The sequence below is a fragment of the Planctomicrobium stercoris genome, from assembly GCF_051465655.1.
Classification (GTDB): domain Bacteria; phylum Planctomycetota; class Planctomycetia; order Planctomycetales; family Planctomycetaceae; genus Planctomicrobium.
The window spans coordinates 5,042,746-5,064,826 of the sequence record NZ_CP195791.1 but is presented as its reverse complement, the minus strand read 5'-3'; the positions used below and the strand labels follow the sequence as shown (position 1 = coordinate 5,064,826).

Here is a 22,081-nt window from a genome sequence, read left to right as displayed (position 1 = left end):
GTTTTCCAAAGGTCTCCCAGGGGCGAACCTGAATTCCAGAGGATGGGTCCTGATTCCCATGTCTCCCGCCTTGCGAAAATCTTCTCCGCTGCCAAGACTGTCCAATTCCCCCTCGAGCGCTGATGGTGATATGGACGTCGTCAAATCTGAAATTCCGGAGACTGCTCAGGCATCGGCCCCTGCAGGATCGTTGCGGGAACTGCTGCATGTTGCCTTTCCGCTGGTCATCAGTGCCGGCTCGCTGTCATTAATGAATGTCGTGGACCGGATCTTCATCGCCCGCCTGAGTCTGGATGCACTCGCCGCCTCCATGCCGGCCGTGATGCTCAATTGGACTATCATCAGCCTGCCGTTCGGCATTGCTGGTTACACGAACGCCTTCGTCTCCCAGTACGAAGGCGCGGGGCGAAAGGATCGCGTTGCGTCCGCGGTCTGGCAGGGAATCCTGATTGCGGTTCTTGCAGGTCTGGTTCTGCAGCCGCTGGTGCTGTTCTCCAAACAGATTTTCGGATCGATGGGGCATGAGCCGCATGTCGCGGAGCTCGAGGCGATTTATTTCAACACGCTTTGCCCCGTTGCACTCCCCATTCTGCTCAACTGTGTTCTCTCCGCATTCTTCACAGCGAGAAAGCGATCGGCCGTGGTGATGTGGGTGAACCTGGCGATGTCGGTGATGAATGCCTGCCTGGCCCCGCTGTTGATCTTCGGCTGGGGAAGCGTGAAACCTTGGGGGATCAGCGGGGCAGCCGCGTCGACAGTGCTGGCGGAAGTGAGCGGAACTCTGATGTTCATCTGTTTCATGATCCCCGAAGCCCGCAAGCACGGTTACCCCTTTGCAGCCACCTTCCGGGCCGACTGGGAGCTCTTTCGACGAAATCTTCGTTACGGGCTTCCGAACGGAGTCCAGATGCTGCTGGATGTCGGTGCATTCACGCTGTTCATCGCGTTGATCGGGAAGCTCGGGACGAATGATCAGGCTGCGACCAACCTGGCGTTCACCCTGAACTCAGTCGCCTTCATTCCGATGATGGGAATGGGGACAGCCGTAATGACGCTCGTCGGACATCGGGTCGGAGAAAAGCAGCCGCATCTGGCAGCTCAGACGGTCTGGAAGGCATTCGCACTTTCCGGCGGATACATGCTTGTGTTCGCAATGATCTATCTGTCCGTGCCCCGGCTGATCCTGTCTCCATTCATGCACGGTGATGAGCAGCAATCGTTCGAGACGATCGAACCGATTGTGGTCGGTCTCCTGAAGTTCGTTGCGCTGTATACGTTCTTCGATGCGATGGCGATCATCTTTGGATCTGCTGTGCGCGGAGCTGGCGATACGCTGTTCTCCCTGATCTTCTCGATGATCTCTGCCTGGCTGCTGATGGTGGTCCCCACGGTTCTCATCATCCGCTGGGGCGGCGATCTCTACGACTGCTGGGCCGCGATCACTGCGACCGTCATCGTGATGGGCATCGGCTTCCTCGCCCGATTCCTGCAAGGCAAATGGAAGAGTATGCGGGTCATTGAAATCGACCCGCTGGAAGGGCTGCCGTAAGTGCAAGGTGGAGGGTCCGCTGTGCGGACCAACATGGAACCTCCCTTTTGCGTCGCGGTCCGCACAGCGGACCCTACGGTTAGCCGACTTCCACGACCATGGCGGTGGCGTTGTCCCGGCCGTCGGCTTTGACGGACAGCTCCACGATTCGTTCCGCCGGGGTCTGGAGGCGTTGTTCCGGTGTCGGCATTCGGATCAGGTCTTCCAGTGCATGGTCCCAGACCCCTTCGATCACCCCGTCGGTGCACAGCAGCAGGCGATCTCCCGGTGCGACCTGGATCTCTCCGATCTGCGGAACGACATACCGATTCCCGGATCCGAGTGCCTGGGAAAGGACGTTCTTGCGGGGATGCTGCCGGGCTTCCCGTTCGTTGAGCTGTCCCTCCCGCCGCAGCCAGCCGACATGGGTGTCGTCGTGCGAGACCTGTTTCATCCCGCCTCCGCGCGGCAGGTGATAGATCCGGCTGTCGCCAATGTGGCCGAAGTAGAAACGATCCTGGGCGAACCAGACGAGGCTCAAGGTCGCCCCCATGTTCTTTCCCTCATCGTAGCTGTTCCCCAGAACGGTCAGCTGGCGGTGGATTCCCAGAAACAGTTCCCGCAGACAGTCACGAATCCCGGCGGACTGATTTTTCAGCTTCAGGCTGAACCGCTGCGGCATCAGTCGGGTAATGTTGTCGATCGCGAACTTGCTGGCGAACTCGCCTGAACGTTCGCCTCCCATTCCGTCGCTGACAGCAAAGACGTAGTCGAATTCCCCGACCGGGACCTCCCCCTGGCTGCGGAGGTAAATGAACTCTTCCTTGTTAAAGGAAACTCCCAGGAACTCGTCTTCGTTGTTCGAACGAAATCGCCCCACATGGCGGTATCCCGACCAGCGAACCGTGCTCAGCGTGGGAGTTTCCAGGAACTCATCAGCATTGAGAGGGGCTGTCGGGTGAGATGGCGGAGGGGGAGCGCCGGCGGATTCATCGAGAATCGTGGCGAACTCGAAGTCGATCAGGCAGAACCGGCCATCTTTCGCACGGTAGGTGACGTTTCTCAGAAAAGGATCGTCGTGACGGACGCCGTAGGTTTCCAGCTCAGCAAAGAGTGCTTTCAGCTTTTCGTCATCCATCTGGTCGACGCGGGCGCCGCAGTTGGTGGTGACGAGTTCCAGCTTGTCGGCATCGTAGCTGAGGACGCGGGGGACGAAATCACAGCCCTGGCGCTCGAGATACTGCAGGACGCGGAGCTCGTTGTCGAACCGCTCCTGAGCGTTCTGGTGCCGGAAATATTTGTGAACCGTGCCGTCGTAGCCAATCTTGACCATCGCCCGGGCGGTGTTCTTCGCCTCTTCCATGTGATGTCTTCCCTGCTCGCTTCAGCATTACAGCAATCCGACGGTGCTGTCTGAATGACTTTACAGGCTCCGAGTTTAAGATCAACCGATTATTGGAGGCAGTAGTATATATACTACTGCCTCCGTTCTCGCACCAAGTTCTCGGGCTCTAGAAAATGGCGAGGCTCTGCTGCCGTTACGTCTCGTAATCAAAAGTTACGGTCCCAGCCTGCAAGGAGACTCTTCAAGGTGTTTAGCCGAAACGCCTTACGACATTTTCGCTTTGCTGTAGTCCATTGCCGTGGCGTTGTTGTCGATGCAGTATATATACTGCATCGACAGGGTCGCAAAGGCTGTCGTCTACGCAACAAAGAGAACGATTGAGGCGAACGTGTTTATTTCTCCCGCGAAGGCCATTTCAACATTCCGTCAAGCGGATCAAAGAATCTGGAATCGCAATGACCTTCTGCGTTTTGTCGCGATTCACCTTGGATCTTGGGTGTGTCCAAAATCAGTCAAGAATGCAGTCCGACTTCAGTCACAGGCACCGACAGCCGCCCTAGATGTACTTTTGGAAAAAATCCCCCTAGCTTCTATTTCACTGGCGTTCCCTTACAGAACAGTCACGCGTTACGTATATGGCGAAGCCTCGACCCAAGCCATCATTCAGTCCGTTGACTCGGATGGTTACTTCAGCCACTTCTCGGCAATGCAATTTCACAACCTCACAGACCAAATCCCCAAATCAATTTACTTCAATGTTGAGCAACCGGCGACCGGGGGAGGAGGTGCTCTCTCTCAGCCAGCTCTTGACCGAGCCTTCAAAGGCAAGTGCCGAGTCACCAGTAATGTCATCGAGTTTCGAGGACACACGATTCACAAGATCAATGGGCAGAACACCGGAAGACTGGGAGTCTTACAGGGAACACTCGATGATGGGACCACAATTCAGGTGACAAATCTCGAGCGTACATTGATCGATATCGTTGTTCGTCCAGTTTATGCCGGAGGAATTGCTCAAGTCGCCGACGCATACAGAAATGCGGCGGATCAGATATCCGTGCAGCGCCTTGTCAGTTATCTCAAGCTTTTGAACTATACCTATCCTTACCATCAAGCTATTGGATACTACCTGATGCGAGCCGGATGCTATTCGGAATCTCAGATATCGGAACTGCGCAAAATGCCCATAGATTTTGACTTCTATCTGACCTATCAGTTGCGAAATCCCGTGCTCAATGAGGAGTGGCGTCTATATGTCCCAAAGGGATTTTAGCTGATCGCAGCATTTGCAGACGAACTGGAAGTAGAATCCAAAATCTTGGAGTTGGTGTCGGTATTCGGGGGCCACTGTCTGAACAACGGATTCAAAGTCTGGCTCGTGCTGGCTTCGGGTTTCTTGAATCCGTCCCAGCCAATTCAGAGGAACTTTTTTGGCTACAAAAGTTTTGGTAATAATTTCGAGAAATTCCGGATCGTCAAAATTGAATCCATATGTTTGTGAAATGACGTACAAGTCAACGAAATCCCGAGCTCTTGCCGCTGGTGGACGATTACGGTGAACAATCGGGCCATAATCAGGCATCTGCTGACAGATGGCTCGCAACTTCTCAGCAATCACCATGCGAGGCGAGTACCCGAAAATTGAACGTCCACCGATCTCGAATGTTTCCTTATCATCGCAGAACTCGTGGCGGCTGAAATCAATCTTGAATTTCGTGCTGCCACTCTGGTCAACAACACTCGCCAATCGACGAAGCTGTTCAATGTTGTTTTCATGCTGCTGATACCTGGATCGTTCAACGAGCTTGAACTCGCAGCGATATCCTCCCCAGAAGGATTTCAAATCCTCCGAAACCTGAGCGGGGACTTCCACAAACATGAAATCAACAACCATCAAATCGGCCTCCGCGAATGATTCTGTCAAGCATGTTCTCACCTTATTGTTCAACTCGGCGCTGTCGACAAATTCTCCGTCAATCGAAATGTCCACGTCTTTGGACGCGCGCGTTGTCAGTTCAAAAGCAAATTGAAGTAGATTGCCTCCTTTTAACACCAACTGTCCACCCAATTCGCGATCAGCCAAAAGAGCGACAATCACTCGCTGTTTGATTTGATTGAGTCGATCGAACTCGGACATTGGGATTTTCTGCCGGTAGAATGAATAGCATCCATCAGAATCAACACTGCGTTTTTATAGCACCACTGAGGAAGCAAGGCACTCTCTGTCATGCTCCACTCACAAAAAGCAGTTCTTCGACTGAGCTTCAAAGAAATGTCCACCCATCAAAAAGCAGAGCCGCACACTGGGGGTGTGCGGCTCTGGTGAAGTTCAAGCTGGGCTCAACTCAACTCAGACTTCTGGAACCAGTTTGAGGGTCTGGGTCAGGCGTGCGAGGATCTTGTAAGGATCAGCCTGGGAGTTTGGACGGCGGTCTTCCAGGTAACCCCGGTAAGCGTCGTTCTTGACGAACGCATGCGGGATACGGATGGAAGCGCCGCGATTTGCGACCCCGTAGTTGAACTTGTCGATCGACTGGGTTTCGTGCAGACCGGTCAGACGCAGGTGGTTGTCCGGGCCGTAGGCAGCGATGTGCTCGTTCTTGTACTTGTCGAAAGCTTCCATGAGCTTCTCGAAGTAGGCCTTGCCACCCTTCTCACGCATGAATTTCGTGGAGAAGTTGGTGTGCATGCCGGAACCGTTCCAGTCACCCTTGACCGGCTTGCAGTGCCATTCGATGTCCAGGCCGTACTTCTCAGCCAGGCGCATGAGCATGTAGCGGGCGACCCACATGTCGTCGCCGATCTTCTTGGAACCCTTGGCGAAGATCTGGAATTCCCACTGTCCCTTGGCGACTTCGGCGTTAATCCCTTCCAGGTTAATGCCGGCTTCGCGGACAATGTCAATGTGCTCTTCAGCCACGGTACGGGCGATGTCGCCCATGTACTTGTAACCGACGCCGGTGTAGTAGGGTCCCTGCGGTGCGGGGTAACCTTCTTCGGGGAAGCCGAGAGGCTTGCCGTCCTGCCAGAAGAAGTATTCCTGCTCCAGACCAATCCACAGGTCCGGGTCGTCGATGATGTTCGCGCGGGCGTTGGTCGGGTGCGGCTCGCCGTTGGGGAGCAGCACTTCGCTCATGACCAGGAATCCGTTCTTGCGGGTGCAGTCCGGGTACAGGGCAACCGGCTTGAGCAGACAGTCGGAGCTGTGCCCTTCAGCCTGCATTGTCGAACTGCCGTCGAAGCCCCACATCTCGAGGTCTTCAACCGATTTGGGGGCCTTGTCCACGATCTTCGTCTTGCTGCGAAGATTGGGTTCCGGCTTGTATCCGTCCAACCAGATGTATTCCAGCTTATAAGTCGGCAAACTCATTCGTACTCACTCCCATCGAAACCATGTTGGCGAGGCGACAGCATGTTGAGCGGACAGTATCGTGAACACGACACTGGATCTCCTCATCGGGGCGGATCCATGCCCTGCTCACTCGAGTTTTCGGCTTGCGTCAATCTTCCGACTGGCTCCGACTCCGGGCCAGCCTGCTGATCCGGAATATTTCGGAAAATCGACGCGATCGCTTATCGAAAACTCACACTGATCCTCACTCCATCAGGCAACATGCCTGCTCTGGAGGCGAGACTGCTTAAACACTAAGCAGTCTCTTGCGGGTGAGGTTTGCATTTTTCCTCGTAAATTCGGGTCTCATGCCGCCCCACCCACTACGTTCGCGAATTATGGCAAACGGGATGCCAGTTTCTGCAGCCATCTCGTTGGCGATTCTCAGCTCCGGCAGGCTAACCAGATGACGCGGAATTTTCCAGCACATCCCTGTCTTCGAGAAACCCCCTCCCTTACGATCAACCGGTTCCGACCCCCGAAGGAAAACCCGCGACTTCAACCCCTGTTGTTGACGCCGGATGCATCCAGCGGAATGATTGTGGTGTTCCCGTGAACTCCGTCATTACCGGCCCGGAGATCACGGGGCGTCAGCTGTGGTCCTGGCGTACTTGTACTCAAGAACTTGGATTCCGATTGGACAGGATTTCGGTATTTTGTTTCCTGGCCAGCTACACCGTCGCCCTGGCGCTGGAGTTGACCCAGTTTCTGCGCCGTAATCTGGCGATCCGCTGGGCGTCGATCGCCTTCACCGGGGCGGGACTCGTCGCGCAGACCGCTTATCTGATCGTCCGCAGCCGCCAGCATGACCTGCCCCCGCTGCTGGGGTCGACACATGACTGGCTCCTGGTCTCCGCCTGGATGGGCGTGGTGCTCTATCTCGGGATCCAGCTGTGGAATCAGGAAATGTCGCTGGGGGTATTCTGCCTGCCCGTCATTCTGGGGCTGGTCGTGTCTTCCCGATTTGTCAGTACCTCGCCGGTTCCCCAGCTTGCGGAGCTTCGCTGGTGGAGCATGGTGCACGCCTCGTTCTGGGTCTTCGGAATGATGGGGGTACTGCTGGCGCTGCTGGTCAGCCTGATGTATCTGGTACAGCATTATCGCCTGAAGCAGAAGCAGTCGGAGCTGCCGGCGCTGCACCTGTTCAGTCTGGAACGTCTGAGTCGCATGAACTGGTGGCTGATTATCCTCTCCGTCCCGTTGCTGACGCTGGGGATGCTGAGCGGATTATGGTTGATTCATCTTTCAAAGATGAGTGCACATCCGGTGAATCTGTTCAGCATTTCGGTCGCTGCCAATGCTGCCGTGTGGGGGGCGATGGCCCTGCTCTTCGGCTGGCTGCTGGCCGCCCGACACCGGACGGGTCGAATTGTCGCGTGGCGAACGCTGCTGGCCTGCATTTTTATGCTGGCGACGCTGCTTACCATGAAACTGACCAGCTCCGACAACATTCATAGCAGGGCGGACACCGAGCCCAGAGTTCAGGGTTCAGAGCAGGAAAATGTCAGCTCTGGACTTTCCGCTCTGGACTCTCCGCTCTGGACTCTCGGCTCGTCTCGCACGGGGGGGCTGTCATGAATGTGCAGGTCGTTTACTGCAATCATCAGAGTGCCAACCTTGCGGTGCGGGAACGGCTGGCGTTCTCTTCCCCGGAGATTCTGACACGCGCCTACGGGGAACTCCGGACGCGGTTTCCCCGGTCGGAACATGTCGTGATTTCCACGTGCAACCGGGTGGAGGTCTACTCCGCTCAGGAAGACCCGGCGGACGCCCCGACGCACATCCAGCTGGCGGAGTTTTTCGCCGACTTCCATCATGTCCCCCTCGCGGAGTTCATGAATGATCTGCTGGGACGGCAGGGGCCCGAAGCAGTGCGGCACCTGTTTGAAGTCGCTTCCAGCATCGACAGCATGGTGCTCGGCGAAAGCCAGATCGTCAATCAGATTAAAGAAGCCTACGAGCTCTCGACCCGCACCGAAGCCAACGGCCCCATGACCAACGCCCTCTTTCAGAGAGCGTTAACGGTCTCCAGTCGGGTCCGCACCGAGACAAAGCTGTCCAGCGGTCGGGTCTCCATTGCCAGCGTGGCGGTCGGTGAATTCGGGAAAGGGATCTTTGACCGGTTCGATGACAAGACCGTCCTGGTGATCGGTGCGGGGGAAATGGCCACCGAAACCCTCACGTACCTCAGCGATGAAGGTGTCAACCGGGTCCTGGTCTGCAATCGCAACATCGAACGCGCCCAGCGACTGGCTCAGGAGTTTTCCGGCGAGGCCCGCAGCTGGGACCAGTTGACGGAATGTCTGGCTCAGGCGGACGTGATCGTCAGTACCACAGGGGCGCAGCTGCCGGTCGTGACCGCTCCCATGATGAAGCAGATCCGGAAGAAAACCGGGCCCCGGCCATTGTTCATCCTGGATCTGGGAGCCCCCCGCGATTTCGAAACCGGAATCGGAAAACTGGACGACGGCATCTTCCTGTACGACATCGATGACCTGGAAGCGACCTGCGAGCGCAATCGCCGGACCCGTGCTCAGGAAGTCCTGAAAGCTCAGGAAATCATCGACGAAGAAACCCGCCGATTCATGCACGACGTCTACCACAAGGCGACTGGGCCGGTGGTCAAGCGACTTCGGGATCACTGGGATGAGATCAGTCGGCAGGAGCTGGAAATCCTGTACCGGAAGCTGCCGGATCTGGAAGATCGAGAGCGTCAGGCAATCGAGAAAGCGATTTCCCGAATCGTCAACAAGTTGCTTCATCCGCCGCTGGAGACGCTTCGACACGAGGCACGGTCCGGCACTCCACACGGTATGATCGATGCCATTAAGCGCCTCTTCCATCTTCGTGACGAAAGTTGAGAAATTCTTTCGCTCCGGTTTGTATGGATCGCACTGAATAAACTGCGTTCCGGGGGGCGGTGGATGAAGGGTTCCGCCGCGGATGGCTTCTGCAGAGGTGAGCAAACGACGCGAAACGCGGGCGGGAAACTCCGGTCTTTCAGGCCGGCTTGACTCGACGCAACCTCAACTCCTCACAAGAGATTGTGGAAGTCGTTCTTGACGCTGGTCGTCATCTTCGTATTCTTAATGGGATCCTTTGTCGTTCTCACGTCTCTTCATTGCTGAAAATGCGGATTGGTTTCACATCTGCAAATGTGACGGCTTTTCTGGTTCGGCAATCTGAGTTGAAGTTTCACCAGGCCTGGATCGAGAATGACTAAGACAGGATGCAGGTCTTCTCGATTTGCAGCCTGAAGAATCGGCACAAGTTCAGTGTGGCAGATTCCTCGCTGCAATTGTGTCGATCATTTCAGACAGAAATCCATTTCGCGATTCGGCACGGATGGCGGCCGCGAGTCCAGTATCCATATCCATCAAGCCGTCCTGCGGGACGACTTCAAGGGGAACCTGATGGCAGCTTCGTCCAAGCCAACCGCCGTCCACTTCGCACTCGCCTTCTCGGTGATGACCACGATCGTTCTCGGGCTGGTCTGTTACATGACTGCGTCAGAGAATCAGAAGTTAAAGGTGGCTGCCGAGACTGCCCGCACGACCGCTGCCAGTGCTGACCAAAGGGATCGTCAGTCCCAGGATGACATCACTCTCCTGAAGAAGAAACTCGGCTACGTCGATTTCGATCAGATCGGAGCTGAAGCCGACAACACCCCCAACACAGTCGTCGGTTCGCTGAACCGGGATCTGGCTCTCTACGGGAAGGAACAGGTCCAGCCGAACGCCGCTTCTCCGACCGTCGCTGCCACCTTGCAGAGCCTGCGATCCGCCCTGAATGCTGCCCTGCAGAACGTGCAGGAACGGCAGACACAACTGGTCGCTGTCCAGGCAGAACTCGCCCAGGAAATCGCCAGCCACAAGAATCGCGTGAAGGAACTGGCGGACTCTCAGGCGGGCTCGGAAGATCAGCTGAAGAGTCTGGTGGCGACCCGCACGGAACAGCTGGCTCAGAAGGATGCCGAAACAGCCAAATGGCGAGATGAATTCCGCAGGGAGCAGCGGGAGAAAGAATCTCTCCGGGATGAACTGGATCAGGTTCGCAAGTCCAAGGACAGCGAGATTCATGACCTTGAAAACATCGTTGCGTTCCTGCGACAGAAGCTGAACGAACTGGAAGACCTGAGCTTCGACAAGGCTGATGGAGCGATTGTCCGCGTCGACAACACCACCCGCTCTGTCTGGATCAATCTGGGCTCTGATGACGGAATTCGCCCCCAGGTGACATTCGCTGTCTACACCCGCAGCCATGAAGGGTTCGGCCGCGGCAATGCTGACATCAAGGCGAAGATTGAAGTGACCAAAGTGCGAGGTCCGCACCTCTCAGAAGCACGCATTCTGAAAGATGACATCAGCCGTCCCATTCAGGCGGATGACCCGATCTACTCGCCAGTCTGGACGAAGAATGCCAAGGAGTACTTCTCGTTCGTCGGGATTGTCGACATGGACGGCGATGGCAAGAGCGACCGCGAACTCCTGCACAACACGCTGGAAAACGCGAACTCCGGAATCGAACTGGAGATCGACGATCTTGGAAACCGTGTTCCCGAAGGGGCCGGACTCTCTGTGAAATCCAAGTTCCTGGTGATCGGCAAAATCGAAGACCCCGCTGATTTCCCGGGCACTGACGAAGCCAAGCAGGAACAGGTTCGCAAGATTCTGGACGAGTACGCCGTGCTCACCAAGGAAGCATTGCGGAAGGGGATTAAGGTCATCACCTTCAACGACTTCCTGAATTACATGGGATACGAGCAGCAGCATCGCCTGTACAACACTTCTGCCAACCAGAAGTTCAATCTGAAATCCGGAGCACGAAGCGCCTCGACCAACGAAGAACTGGGGTCGTCGCGCATCTCAACCGGGCAGACTTCGAAGAGATTCCAACCTGTCGACAAGTCCAAGCTGCAGCCACAGCAGCCGTAAGTCGATCGACACGAATTGAGAACTTCCTCCACGGGGAGCCTGCCAGACTGGTCGGCTCCCCGTTTTCATTCACACACGTCATGGACGGGGAATGGTTGCCTTCCGGGCCGAGATGGCGGAAAGTGGATTGCTGAACTCCCCCTCTCCGGAAACCAGTCCAGAACGATTCCATGACGAACGCCGAGATTGCTGCCGCGCTGGAAGAGATTGCCCAGCTGCTCGAACTGCAGGGGGCCAACAGCTTCCGGATCCGGGCCTATCGCAATGCAGCACACACAGTCGAAGACCAGTCGGAGTCGCTCGCCAGGATCGCCCGGGAAAATCCGTCGGCACTCACTCAGCTTTCGGGGATCGGGCAGGACATTGCCACGAAGATCCGGCAGCTGGTTGAAACGGGCAGCTTCCCCCTGCTGCTGGAACTCCGACAAGAGTTTCCACCAGCCCTGCTACAGATCATGCACCTGCCGGGACTGGGGCCCAAAAAGGCCGCCGTCCTGCACCGCGAGTTGCAGATTCGCTCCATTGAAGATCTGCATGCTGCTGCGAGTGCCGGAAAGATTGCTGCCCTCAAAGGCTTCGGCAAGAAGTCCGAACAGGCCATCATTGCCGGCTTGCTGGAGCTGGAAACAGTCGGTCGACGCACACTCATCTCGGATGCCAGACTGGCTGCGGAAAATGTCGTTCAGGATCTCTCAACCCTCGAGGTTGTGACCCAGTACAGCATCGCCGGCAGTTGTCGTCGCTGGAAAGAGACATGCGGCGATCTCGACATTCTGGCGATCGCAGCTGACTCCACGGCTGTGATGGATCGACTCAAAAAGCATCCGCTGGTGGCCAGTGAACTCTCACGCGGCCCGACAAAACAGCGAGTCAAACTTGTCGACGGCCTGGAACTGGACCTGCGAGTCATCCCCGAAGAGTCCTTCGGCGCAGCCCTGATGTATTTCACCGGCTCCAAGGAACACAACATTGAGATCCGTCGCCGCGCGATCGAACGTGGCTACAAGCTGAACGAATACGGCTTATATCGGGATGAACAACTGGTCGCGGGAAGAACGGAAGAGGACATCTACGAAGCTGTCGGCCTGTCATGGATTCCGCCCGAGCTGCGCGAGAATCGCGGGGAGATTCAACAGGCGGAATCGGGGACCCTGCCCACGCTGCTGACGCTGGACGACATTCGCGGTGACCTCCACATGCATACCACCGCCTCCGACGGCACCGCCAGCATTCGGGAGATGATTGAAGCGGCCCGCGAACGAGGCCGTGAGTACATTGCCATCACCGATCACTCGCAGCGGGTCTCGATGGCCCGAGGACTCAACCCTGAGCGGCTTCGCGCCCACTGGCGGGAGATTGCCGAGATCCGTGAAGAGTATTCGGATATCGAAGTGCTGCTCGGAATCGAGTGTGACATCCTCGAAGATGCCCAGCTCGACCTGCCGGACGACGTTCTGGCTGAAGCGGACTGGGTCCTGGCGGTTCTTCATTACGGACTCAAGCAGCCGGGCGAACAGATCATGAAGCGGCTGCTCAACGCCGTTCGCAATCCGTACGTCTGTGCCATCGGTCACCCCAGCGGGCGGATGGTGAGCCGACGTGCGGGGGCAGAAATTAACTACCCTGAACTCTTCAAGGCGGCTGCCGATCATGGCGTCATGATGGAGATCAACGCGAACCCGCATCGACTTGACCTCAGCGACGTTCACGCTGCGGCAGCCCGCGACCAGGGAATTCCGATCGTGATCAACACAGACGCCCATTCGACCGGCGGAATGGACGTCATGGAATACGGGGTCTCGCAGGCCCGCCGTGCCGGCCTGACGGTCAAGGATGTCGCCAACGCCCAGCCATTCAAGAAGTTCAAAAAGATGCTGCGGACCGCCTGACCCGTAGGTGCCCGCCGTTCGCCGCTCGGTATTCCGGCCGAAGCCCTGATTCTGCTAGGCTCCTGCTCTAGAAGGATCGTCGGGAAATTTCAGGAGTTGCTTTGCAATGTCTGCAAACCAGTTGCAAGTTGATCAATTTCATTGCGGAAATGGCCGTCCCCTGCTCTTTATCGCGGGGCCATGTGTCATCGAGTCGGAGGAGCTGATCCGCGAGACGTCGCTGCGGATTGCGGATCTGGCGTCGCGGCGAGGCTGGCAGATCGTATTCAAGTCCAGTTTCGACAAGGCCAATCGGACCAGCTACAGCAGCTTCCGGGGACCGGGTCTGGAACGGGGACTGGAGATTCTGGCGCGGGTGCGAGAGGAGACGGGTCTGCCCGTTACCACCGATATTCATACTCCGGAGCAGGCTGGCCCGGCTGCGAAAGTCTGTCGCATCCTGCAGGTGCCAGCGTTTCTGGCCCGTCAGACCGATCTGGTCAACGCCATCGCAGAGGCGGCTCGGGACAACGGTGGAATCGTGAACGTCAAGAAGCCGCAGTTCATCGCTCCGGAAGACATCATCCATGTGGTCAACAAGTGCCGGGAAGCGGGAGCGAACAACGTCCTGCTCACGGACCGGGGAACGATGTTCGGCTACGGCCGACTCATCAACGACTTGACCGCCATCCCGACCATGCAGGGAATGGGATGCCCGGTCTGTATTGACGCCACGCACAGCGTGCAGCGTCCCGGCGGAAGCACGACCGGGGGAAATCGCGCCATGGTGCCGTTCATCGCACGGGCTGCCGTGGCAGCGGGAGCGGACGCCGTCTTCATGGAGACTCATCCCGATCCCAACAAGGCAAAGTCCGACGGCCCGAATCAGGTCCGACTGGACGATCTCGAGAAAGTCTTCGAACAGCTCACACGCGTCCGGGAACTGGTGAACGAGTTCAACGTCAATCAGTGAGACTTGATTTTGTATTGAAAGAGAATTTTTAACCACGGAATGCACGGAGATCACGGAAAATCAAAAACTGATTTCTGCAATTCTCACTAATCACAAAATCAGTCCGGTCACTCCACAATCTGGACTGTGACTTTTCCGTGTCTTCCGTGCATTCCGTGGTTCAGATTCAACTCTGTCAATGTCAGACACACTTTGTTACACGGTCTTCCACGCGCGGTCTTTCGCGCTGTTGAGAACCGCGTCGCAGACTTTCTGAGTTTCCAGTGCGTCCCGGAACGTGGGTCCGCACGGCTTGCCTTCTTCAAGGCTCTTCAGGAAGTCTGCCACCTGATGCACGAACGAGTGCTCGTAACCGATCTGCAGGCCGGGGACCCACCACTTGTCCATGTAAGGATGATCGCCGCCGTTGTCGGTGACGTGGATGCTTTTCCAGGCGCGGAAGGCTCCTTCTTCCTTGTATTCGAACATTTCCAGGCGATGCAGGTCGTGCAGGTCCCAGCGCAGCGACATGTTCTCCCCGTTGATTTCGAAGGTGTACAGTGCCTTGTGACCGCGCGCGTACCGGGTTGATTCGAACAGTCCGAGCGAACCATTTTCGAAGTGACAGATGAACGCACAGGCATCATCGATGGTCACTTTCTGCTTCTGGCCGGTCGCCTGATGAACTCGCTCCTTGATGAACGTTTCGGTCATGGCGGAAACGTCGGTCACTTTGCCATTGAGCCAGATAGCGGTGTCGATGCAGTGAGCCAGCAGGTCGCCGGTCACTCCGGAGCCGGCTGCTGCGGCGTCCAGACGCCACAGGGCGTTGCCCCCCTGAGGGAGATCCGCGTTGATCGTCCAGTCCTGCAGGAAGTTGGCGCGGTAGTGGAAGATCCGCCCGAGCCGACCCGAATCGACGATCTGCTTGGCGAACGTGACAGCGGGGATCCGGCGGTAGTTGTACCAGACGGTATTAGGAACCTTGGCTGCTTCGACAGCCTGGCACATCTCTTCCCCTTCAGCGGTGTTCATCGCCAAAGGCTTTTCGCAGAGAATCATCTTGCCTGCCTTGGCGGCAGCAATCGCAATCTCCTTGTGGAGATTGTTGGGTGTGCAGATATCGACAGCATCGATGTCGTCGCGGGCGATCAGGGCCTTCCAGTCGGTCTCGATCGATTCGTAGCCCCACTGGTCGGCGAACTCCTGAATCTTCTCCTTGTTCCGAGCACAGGCGGCCTTGAGGACCGGTCGGTACTTCAGCTCCGGGAAAAAGTCTGGAACCCGCTTGTAGCCGTTGGTGTGCGTGCGGCCCATGAAGCCGTAACCGATCATGCCGATGTTGAGCGGCTTGCTCATAACAGGTCTCCTCTCTCTCGATGTCGTTGCGTGGTGATTTCCGGGAACGAAAATGTATCACGAACGACGGGAATTTCACCACGCAGAGACGAGGGAGCGTATAAAAAATCCGCCGCGACCGGACTGATGAAAAGGAATCGGTCTCGCGCAGAGTCGCAGAGACGCGGAGGAAAAGGAGGAGAATAAGGAGTTTCAATCGCGACGGGAGCCTGTGATGACCGGGTTGATCGATCCAGATTTCCCCTATTCTCTCAGCGACTCTGCGCGAGATCTTTGCATCAAACATCAGCGAAAGCGGGGCACTCCTGATCAATCACCGGCTTCTTCCACGCCCGTAGCTCCTCCTGCTATTGGTCAGAATCGGAAATCCATGATCCAGCACCGGGTCACGGTGTGATGTTCAGTGTTCACACGAATCATCATACAGGGCATGTGGGCCAATCCATCGTTTTCAGGAGGTGCCGTCAAAGCGTCTCCAAGATAAAATGTGTAACAGAGACTCTTGGTTCCAATGAGTTCGAATTTATCAGCCATCACCAAGACAGGTTGCAATTCCCAGAACTCATTCTGCGACACCGAATGAGCAAGCATTCGTTCATAGAGTTCCCGAACCCCAGGTTTAAGGCGAGTGGGATCGATTGTGCTGGGGAGGTCATCAAGGACTTCAACAAGCACCTTCTGATCTGGTGGGGCAGTTCGTTCGCAACCAAAGTTGAAAAAGAGCAAAACGCTCAATACCACCATCAATCTCATAGTTCCTCCTCTACCGGCGACTTCCTCGCTCGCAGTTCTTCCAATCGCTGCTTGATGCGTTGCTCGTAGCCTCGGTCAGTCGGTTCGTAGTAGTGCTTCTCGACCCCCAGGTAATCCTGGTCGACCCAGCCCCCTTCGCTGTTGTGGGCGTACTGGTATCCTTCTCCGTGGCCAAGTCTCTTGGCCCCAGCGTAGTGGCCGTCCTTCAGGTGTACCGGGACCGGGATAACCCGCTGCTGCTGGACGTCGTCCATCGCCTGATTGATCGCCATGTAAGCAGCGTTGGATTTCGGAGCGCAAGCCAGATACGTGACCGCCTGAGCCAGAATGATCCGGCACTCCGGCATGCCGACCCGTTCGGTCGCTTCCGCAGCGGCATTCGCCAGAACGAGCCCCTGCGGGTCGGCGTTGCCGACGTCTTCTGACGCGAGTATCACAATCCGGCGGGCGATGAACCGCGGATCTTCCCCAGCCACCAGCATCCGAGCCAGCCAGTAGATGGCTGCATCCGGATCACTCCCCCGCATGCTTTTGATGAACGCACTGGTCACATCGTAGTGCTGATCCTCCTTCGCATCGTAGAGGACCGCCTTCTTCTGAATGGACTCCTGCGCCACCTGCAAGTCGAAGGCTCCGCTTCTAACTCCCCCCTGACCTCTCCCCTCTGTCCCCTCCTCGAGCGACTTCACCCCGATCTCAAGTGCTGTCAGCGCCCGCCGGGCGTCGCCGTCACACACCTCAGCGAGGAAGTTTAGAGCTTCCTCCGTCGCAGCGTCCGGGGACTGGCCGAGTCCGCGTTCCTTGTCGGTGAGGGCTCTTTTGAGCAGGGTCAGGATGTCTGACTGGGTGAGGGACTGAAATTCGAAGACCTGGCTGCGGCTGATCAACGCGCCTGCCAGCGAGAAGAAGGGGTTCGCGGTCGTGGCTGCGATCAGGCTCACGACTCCCGCTTCCACATCGGGGAGGAGGACATCCTGCTGCGTCCGGTTGAAGTGATGCAGCTCATCGACGAAGAGGATGGTCCGTTCGCCCCCCCGCTGGAGCCGGGAACGGGCGTCGTCGAGAGCGGCCCGCAGTTCCTTCACCCCCGCAGACGCTGCGTTCAGGACGACGAAGTGTGACTTCGTATGTCGGGCGATGACTTCACCCAGCGAGGTCTTTCCGGTTCCCGGGGGGCCAAAGAAGATCATGGATCCGACCCGGTCCGCCTGCAGCATTCTTCGGAGCAGCTTCCCGGGGCCGAGGAAGTGCTGCTGCCCGGCGAATTCATCCAGCCTCCGGGGCCGCATCCTGGCAGCCAACGGCCGGGCCGATTCCGCATGTGCCCGTTCCTGCTTGTCGAACAACCCCGCCATTCTCTCGCTCCGTTTCTCATCGATTGTCGAGAGCGAAGAGCGAAGAGTCCAGAGCAGAGAGCCCGCTTGCTCTGGACTCTGGACTCTGGACTCTGGACTCTGGACACTCAACACTCAACTCTTCGCTCTCAGCTCCGCCAGCATGTTGCAGAACATGGCTCCCTGCTCGATGGCGTCGTCCAGAGCGTCGTGGGTGTGCGGGAGCCGGTCGAACCAGTGTCGGGGCATGTTCCGCTTCGTGGCGTCCCGGTAGCCGGAGTTCATCAGGCACATTGCCATGGTCTTGACATCGAGGGCGGAAAACGAAAACGGACTCTCTCCGGCAAACCGCATCAGGTACCAGTAGACGAACGTGAAGTCGAAGCCAGCCGGGTACGCGACAAAGACGCAGGTTCCCGGGAGGGACTTCAGCCATTCGACGTAGCGGAGCATGACCTCAGCTGGGGGCTGGGGATCGCGGCGGCACTTGCTCCAGGCACGCGAGTTTCGTTCCCACCAGGCCATCGTGTCCGGGTGTCCGCTGGCGCCGGGCAGGGTCTCGAGATTCGCACTGAACGTCGAGACGAGCGTTTTGTCCGCGAGGTAGGCTGCCGATCCCAGGCTGAGCATGGAGTGCGGTCCGGGGATGGGGCCGTCGGTTTCGACATCGGTGCTGACGTAAATCTCGGGCATGGGGAGGCTGAGTGTCGAGGGCGAGGTGGTGTGTGGATGACGAGCAATCGGGAGCCGCCCCTGCCACGCTAGTCGCTCAACACTCAACTCTCAACTCATCGTTCCACGTGAAACGATGCTCACACCCCAGCCAGTCGCCAATGGCAGTTCATTTCCTTCAGGTCCCATACGTCGCCTCCGCGTCACGGGCGGAACGATCTGCTGAAGAGGAAGACTTCCCCCCGTTTCACGTGGAACGGGGAGTTGATAAGGGGAGAGGGGAGAGGGGATTGGGGATTGGGGATTGGGGATTGGGGATTGGGGATTGGGGATTGGGGATTGGGGATTGGGGGCCGACCCCATTCAGCCTCCACAGCCCGCCCCTCAACACTCAACACTCAACACTCAACTCTTGGCACTCACCACTCTGGACTCTCCGCTTTCGACTCTCGACACTACATCCATGTCCTCATTTCGCCCCACGTCGATCGCTCTGGGATTTCTGCTGGCTGCCGCCTTCACGCTGCGGGCGTGGTCGCCGGGGAATATGGGGATCGAGCACTTCGACGAAGGGGTGTACGCCTCCAACCTGTTCTCGGATCACCTGGACTTCAAATACCCGGACCGGCAGTTCTACGCTCCCCCGCTCTGGCCGGCGATCCTCGAATGGGTTCTGATCCTCAGCGGGGCGAATCCGCACGCGGTGATGTGGGTGAACGTGGTGCTTGGCACAGCCCTCGTGGCAGCGGTGTTCTGGACCACGAAAGAGTTGGTGCGAGTCGAGCGTCCAGAGCAGAGAGTCCAGAGTATTGAGAATCGGCGAGCGGGAGACGTGAGTCTCCCGATGAACCTGCTCAACCAATTCTCAGAGACAGCGGGGCTGGCGGCTGCTGCCATCGTTGCCTTCAGCGACATGTTCATCCAGTACAGCCGGGCTGCGCTGACCGATACTCCCGTCTGCCTGTGGATGACGCTGGCGGTTGGAGCGGGAGCCAGAGCCTATCGAACCGCCAGCTGGGGGTGGGTGCTGGCGGGCGGTCTGCTGACCGGACTGGCCTGGTGGACGAAGTACAACGGCTGGCTGCCGTTGGCGATTCTCGGCTCCGGACTGGCGGGCTGGCTGCTGTTGACCCGCGAGGGTCGAGCCTCGTTGAAGTTCTCCTCCCCCCGTCCAGGTCCCACTGCGGGTCGAAAAAAGAAGGTGAAAGCAACTTCGCCCCGCTCACTCCCCGTGGGGATCCGGCAGTCACTTCAATACGGTGGAATCGTCGCTGTGGCGGTCATCTGCTGGTTGCCCTATCTGTCGGAGCTGCAGCCCACCGGCGGGTACGCTGCTGTCGCAGCCAATCATCGCGGGTATCTTGTTGGGTGGTCCGGCTGGGGAAGTTCACTGCTCAGACACCTCGAAGTCGACCGGTACTACTCGCGCGGCGCCACTCTGTTCGGGGTCGTTCTCGCCACTCAGATCGCGTGGTGGCTCTCACCCCGGGCGGGCCAACTGGCCCCACGGCCGACGCGGAAATCAGGAAGAGGATCCCCGCTGCTGACACTGGCGATCTCCCTTCCGGCGGTTCTCGTGATCGCCGGTGCGGGCCTGATTCCCGCCCTGCTGGCTGGCGGACTCCTGATCCCGTTGTGTTGCTACAGCAGAAAATGTCCGGGTCAAAGGTGGCCTGTTCTCCCACTAGGAGGATGGCTGTTGCTGGCGTGGATCATTGGGCTCGGGCTGACGACTCCGCTCTATCGCCCCTATCCCCGGCTCATTCTCCCCTGGCTGATCAGCCTGTCGATGGCGGCCGGAATCGGACTGGCCCTGGCCGCTGCCGTGCTGCGGGAACTTGCTGCTGATTCTGAAAACGATTCAGGAGATGTCGCTGCATCAGCCGGTCGACCAACCTCGAAACGAAAGCTCGTCGATGTTCTGGTGGCCGTTCTGCTTCCGCTGGGAGTTGCTGCCTGGATCCTTTCCCCGAAGGGAGTCCAATGGGAGGATCGGAACGGGCTGCGAATTGCAGCTGATGAAATCGTGGCTGGCATCCAGAGCGATCTGCAGGGGCGAGCTCCATCGAAGGTCCCGGAAATGGACTGCGTGATCTACGTCCTCGCCGAGCCTGGACTGTACTATCATCTGGCTGCATTGGAGAACGAGAAACTCAAGTTCATCACCCAGCCGGCGTCCGACCTGGGGATGCTCACCTCTGGGAAGATCGACCCTCGAGTCCCTGCCTACCTGGTGACCGGCCCCCATTCGAAAGACGAAGCAGCGCAGCTTCAGGCTTCAAAAGACCGGGCGAATCAAGTGCATTATGGATCGATAGAAAACGGTGCCACCGGGTATTCGTACCACCCGAGCGATCTCGTCTTACTGGACGACAAGTCTCCCGCTGAGTGCGGTAGGGTCCGCTATGCGGACCACTTATTCAGTGGGGGCGCGGACCACATTCAGCTGCCCGAGAGTGAACCGATCGGGCTCTGGTCGGTCCGGCAATGACCGCTGTGGGCAGGCCTTTCCGGCCTGTTGGCACTTGGCTGGAATGCGGGATGAATTTTGGACTTATTGTCCATTCCACCCAATTTAACTTAACTCCGCCGCCTTCCCCGTTAACAGGAATTTGGCGGCAGAGGCGAAATCATTTCCCGAGAGTGCCGACCGGTCTGCAGTCCGGGCGGGGTGTTGGTCGAGAATAGACGTGTCGGGTGGGTGGAGTTGCCGCCCGGCGAGAAACAGATCAACGGATTTGATTGTCAATTTGTCTGTACGGAGACAGACCCCCATGAGCGAAGCAGCCACCACCTCCTCACAACGACGCCTTGGCCGCGGGCTTTCCGCACTTCTCGGAGGGGGGGCCCCTGCCTACGAGGAGTCGCAGCAGGAGATCCAATCCGAACTCCGGAACATCTCCACCAGCGAACTGACCCGTAACCCGTTTCAGCCTCGCAAGCAGTTCGACCCCGAAGCGATCGGGGAACTTGCTTCGAGCATCAAGGAACACGGCATTCTGCAGCCGCTGCTGGTCCGGTCTGTCGACAACGGATATCAGATCATCGCCGGCGAACGTCGCTGGCAGGCGGCCCAGAAAGCGGGAGTCACGTCGATCCCCTGCCGGGTCGTCGATGTCGTCGACAAGACCGCCTGCGAATTCGCTCTGGAAGAGAACCTGAAGCGGAAGGACCTGAACGATCTGGAGAAGGCCGAAGCGTTCCGGGACTACATCGCGCAGTTCCAGTGCTCGATCGAAGAACTCAGCAAGCAGCTCAGCATGAAGCGGTCGACCGTCAGCAACATGCTGCGACTGCTCGATCTGCCAGACCCGGTCAAGAACGCTCTCAACAGCGGGCGCCTGAGTGCTGGTCATGCCCGCGCCATTCTTCCGTTGCCGCAGGCTCAGCAGCTGGAACTTTCAAGTCGCATTCAGGCAGAACAGCTTTCCGTTCGCCAAACGGAAGCGACCGTCAAGAAGATGCTGGGACGTGAACCTGAAGTTGAAGCTGCAACCGCTGCTTCAACCGAGCAGCCCACTGACGTCCAGCAGCAAGCTCCAGTTTCTGAAGCAGAGAGCCGACATCCGCAGCAGCACGGGGAAGAACATCAACAGGCACAGCACATCGAAGAAGCTTCGAACCAGCATGCCGAAACGCTGCCGATGCACCAGGAAGATCCCAACCGGACGCATCATGTGGCCTCGCTCGAGTCGCAGCTGCGAGACCTGCTGGGGGTTCCAGTCGAGATCAAACTGAACTCGAAAGAGAGCGGCCAGATCGTCGTACAGTTCGCGAACAATCAGGAGTTCGAACGAATCCTGGGGACGCTCCGACGCAACGCAGCGTGAAATGCACTTGCTGCGAGATAGAAAATGAAACGATCCCCCACTTAACCGGGGGATCGTTCTTTTATGGGTTGCTGGTAAAGCTCGATTGCGGGAGGGAGTCATCCTCCGTTCAGCA

General features: G+C 57.7%; 15 protein-coding genes. 9 read left to right on the top strand and 6 right to left on the bottom strand.

Annotated elements, in window-relative coordinates; all coding sequences use genetic code 11:
* The first annotated feature begins 130 nt into the window (after window positions 1-130).
* On the top strand, window positions 131-1,549 hold the full coding sequence (locus SH661x_RS20420; protein ID WP_437225478.1) for an MATE family efflux transporter: 1,419 nt from the start codon (window positions 131-133) through the stop codon (window positions 1,547-1,549).
* A 79-nt stretch (window positions 1,550-1,628) separates the two neighbouring features.
* Here the strand turns inward: SH661x_RS20420 and SH661x_RS20415 are convergent, their stop codons facing one another.
* Window positions 1,629-2,891, bottom strand: a complete 1,263-nt coding sequence (locus SH661x_RS20415; RefSeq protein ID WP_437225476.1) for a protein phosphatase 2C domain-containing protein — start codon at window positions 2,889-2,891, stop codon at window positions 1,629-1,631.
* 370 nt (window positions 2,892-3,261) lie between these two features.
* Between SH661x_RS20415 and SH661x_RS20410 the strand changes: the two genes are divergently transcribed.
* Window positions 3,262-4,146, top strand: a complete 885-nt coding sequence (locus SH661x_RS20410) for a type IV toxin-antitoxin system AbiEi family antitoxin domain-containing protein (protein ID WP_437225474.1) — start codon at window positions 3,262-3,264, stop codon at window positions 4,144-4,146.
* Here the strand turns inward: SH661x_RS20410 and SH661x_RS20405 are convergent.
* Together SH661x_RS20405 and SH661x_RS20400 are read right to left on the bottom strand one after the other, a co-directional pair.
* On the bottom strand, window positions 4,123-5,010 hold the full coding sequence (locus tag SH661x_RS20405; protein WP_437225472.1) for a nucleotidyl transferase AbiEii/AbiGii toxin family protein: 888 nt from the start codon (window positions 5,008-5,010) through the stop codon (window positions 4,123-4,125). The two genes, SH661x_RS20410 and SH661x_RS20405, sit on opposite strands and share 24 nt — an antisense overlap.
* A 213-nt stretch (window positions 5,011-5,223) precedes the next feature.
* Window positions 5,224-6,237 (bottom strand): glutamine synthetase beta-grasp domain-containing protein, encoded by a 1,014-nt coding sequence (locus tag SH661x_RS20400; protein WP_437231227.1) that lies wholly within the window; start codon window positions 6,235-6,237, stop codon window positions 5,224-5,226.
* A 663-nt stretch (window positions 6,238-6,900) separates the two neighbouring features.
* On the opposite strand from SH661x_RS20400, the gene SH661x_RS20395 reads away from it, so the two are divergent.
* The 5 genes from SH661x_RS20395 (at window position 6,901) to kdsA (ending at window position 14,039) form a co-directional block, all read left to right on the top strand.
* Window positions 6,901-7,842 (top strand): hypothetical protein, encoded by a 942-nt coding sequence (locus SH661x_RS20395; RefSeq protein WP_437225469.1) that lies wholly within the window; start codon window positions 6,901-6,903, stop codon window positions 7,840-7,842.
* A complete protein-coding gene (hemA, locus tag SH661x_RS20390; RefSeq protein WP_437225466.1) occupies window positions 7,839-9,125 on the top strand; it encodes a glutamyl-tRNA reductase in 1,287 nt (428 codons plus the stop codon). The genes SH661x_RS20395 and hemA overlap by 4 nt, the downstream gene beginning before the upstream one ends.
* A 414-nt stretch (window positions 9,126-9,539) precedes the next feature.
* The gene (locus tag SH661x_RS20385; protein ID WP_437225464.1) at window positions 9,540-11,198 is read left to right on the top strand and encodes a hypothetical protein; all 1,659 of its coding nucleotides are present in this window, start codon (window positions 9,540-9,542) and stop codon (window positions 11,196-11,198) included.
* A gap of 170 nt (window positions 11,199-11,368) precedes the next feature.
* Window positions 11,369-13,087, top strand: coding sequence for a DNA polymerase/3'-5' exonuclease PolX (gene polX, locus SH661x_RS20380; RefSeq protein WP_437225461.1), 1,719 nt, complete (start codon window positions 11,369-11,371; stop codon window positions 13,085-13,087).
* Window positions 13,088-13,193: 106 nt separating this feature from the next.
* A complete protein-coding gene (gene kdsA / locus SH661x_RS20375) occupies window positions 13,194-14,039 on the top strand; it encodes a 3-deoxy-8-phosphooctulonate synthase (RefSeq protein ID WP_437225458.1) in 846 nt (281 codons plus the stop codon).
* Between the two features lie 195 nt (window positions 14,040-14,234).
* On the opposite strand, the gene SH661x_RS20370 is transcribed toward kdsA, so the two are convergent.
* The 3 genes from SH661x_RS20370 to SH661x_RS20360 all read right to left on the bottom strand — a co-directional run bounded on the left by SH661x_RS20370 (window position 14,235) and on the right by SH661x_RS20360 (window position 18,157).
* Entirely contained in the window at window positions 14,235-15,377 is a 1,143-nt protein-coding gene (locus SH661x_RS20370) for a Gfo/Idh/MocA family protein (RefSeq protein WP_437225456.1), read from the bottom strand.
* A gap of 749 nt (window positions 15,378-16,126) precedes the next feature.
* Window positions 16,127-17,485 (bottom strand): replication-associated recombination protein A, encoded by a 1,359-nt coding sequence (locus SH661x_RS20365; protein ID WP_437225453.1) that lies wholly within the window; start codon window positions 17,483-17,485, stop codon window positions 16,127-16,129.
* 114 nt (window positions 17,486-17,599) lie between these two features.
* Window positions 17,600-18,157 carry a 3'-5' exonuclease gene (locus tag SH661x_RS20360; RefSeq protein WP_437225450.1) on the bottom strand — a complete coding sequence of 186 codons (558 nt, stop codon included), beginning with the start codon at window positions 18,155-18,157 and terminating at the stop codon, window positions 17,600-17,602.
* Window positions 18,158-18,599: 442 nt separating this feature from the next.
* Here SH661x_RS20360 and SH661x_RS20355 point away from each other — a divergent pair, with 442 nt between their 5' ends.
* Together SH661x_RS20355 and SH661x_RS20350 are read left to right on the top strand one after the other, a co-directional pair.
* On the top strand, window positions 18,600-20,627 hold the full coding sequence (locus SH661x_RS20355) for an ArnT family glycosyltransferase (RefSeq protein ID WP_437225447.1): 2,028 nt from the start codon (window positions 18,600-18,602) through the stop codon (window positions 20,625-20,627).
* A 283-nt stretch (window positions 20,628-20,910) separates the two neighbouring features.
* Window positions 20,911-21,966 carry a ParB/RepB/Spo0J family partition protein gene (locus SH661x_RS20350; protein WP_437225444.1) on the top strand — a complete coding sequence of 352 codons (1,056 nt, stop codon included), beginning with the start codon at window positions 20,911-20,913 and terminating at the stop codon, window positions 21,964-21,966.
* Window positions 21,967-22,081 lie beyond the last annotated feature (115 nt).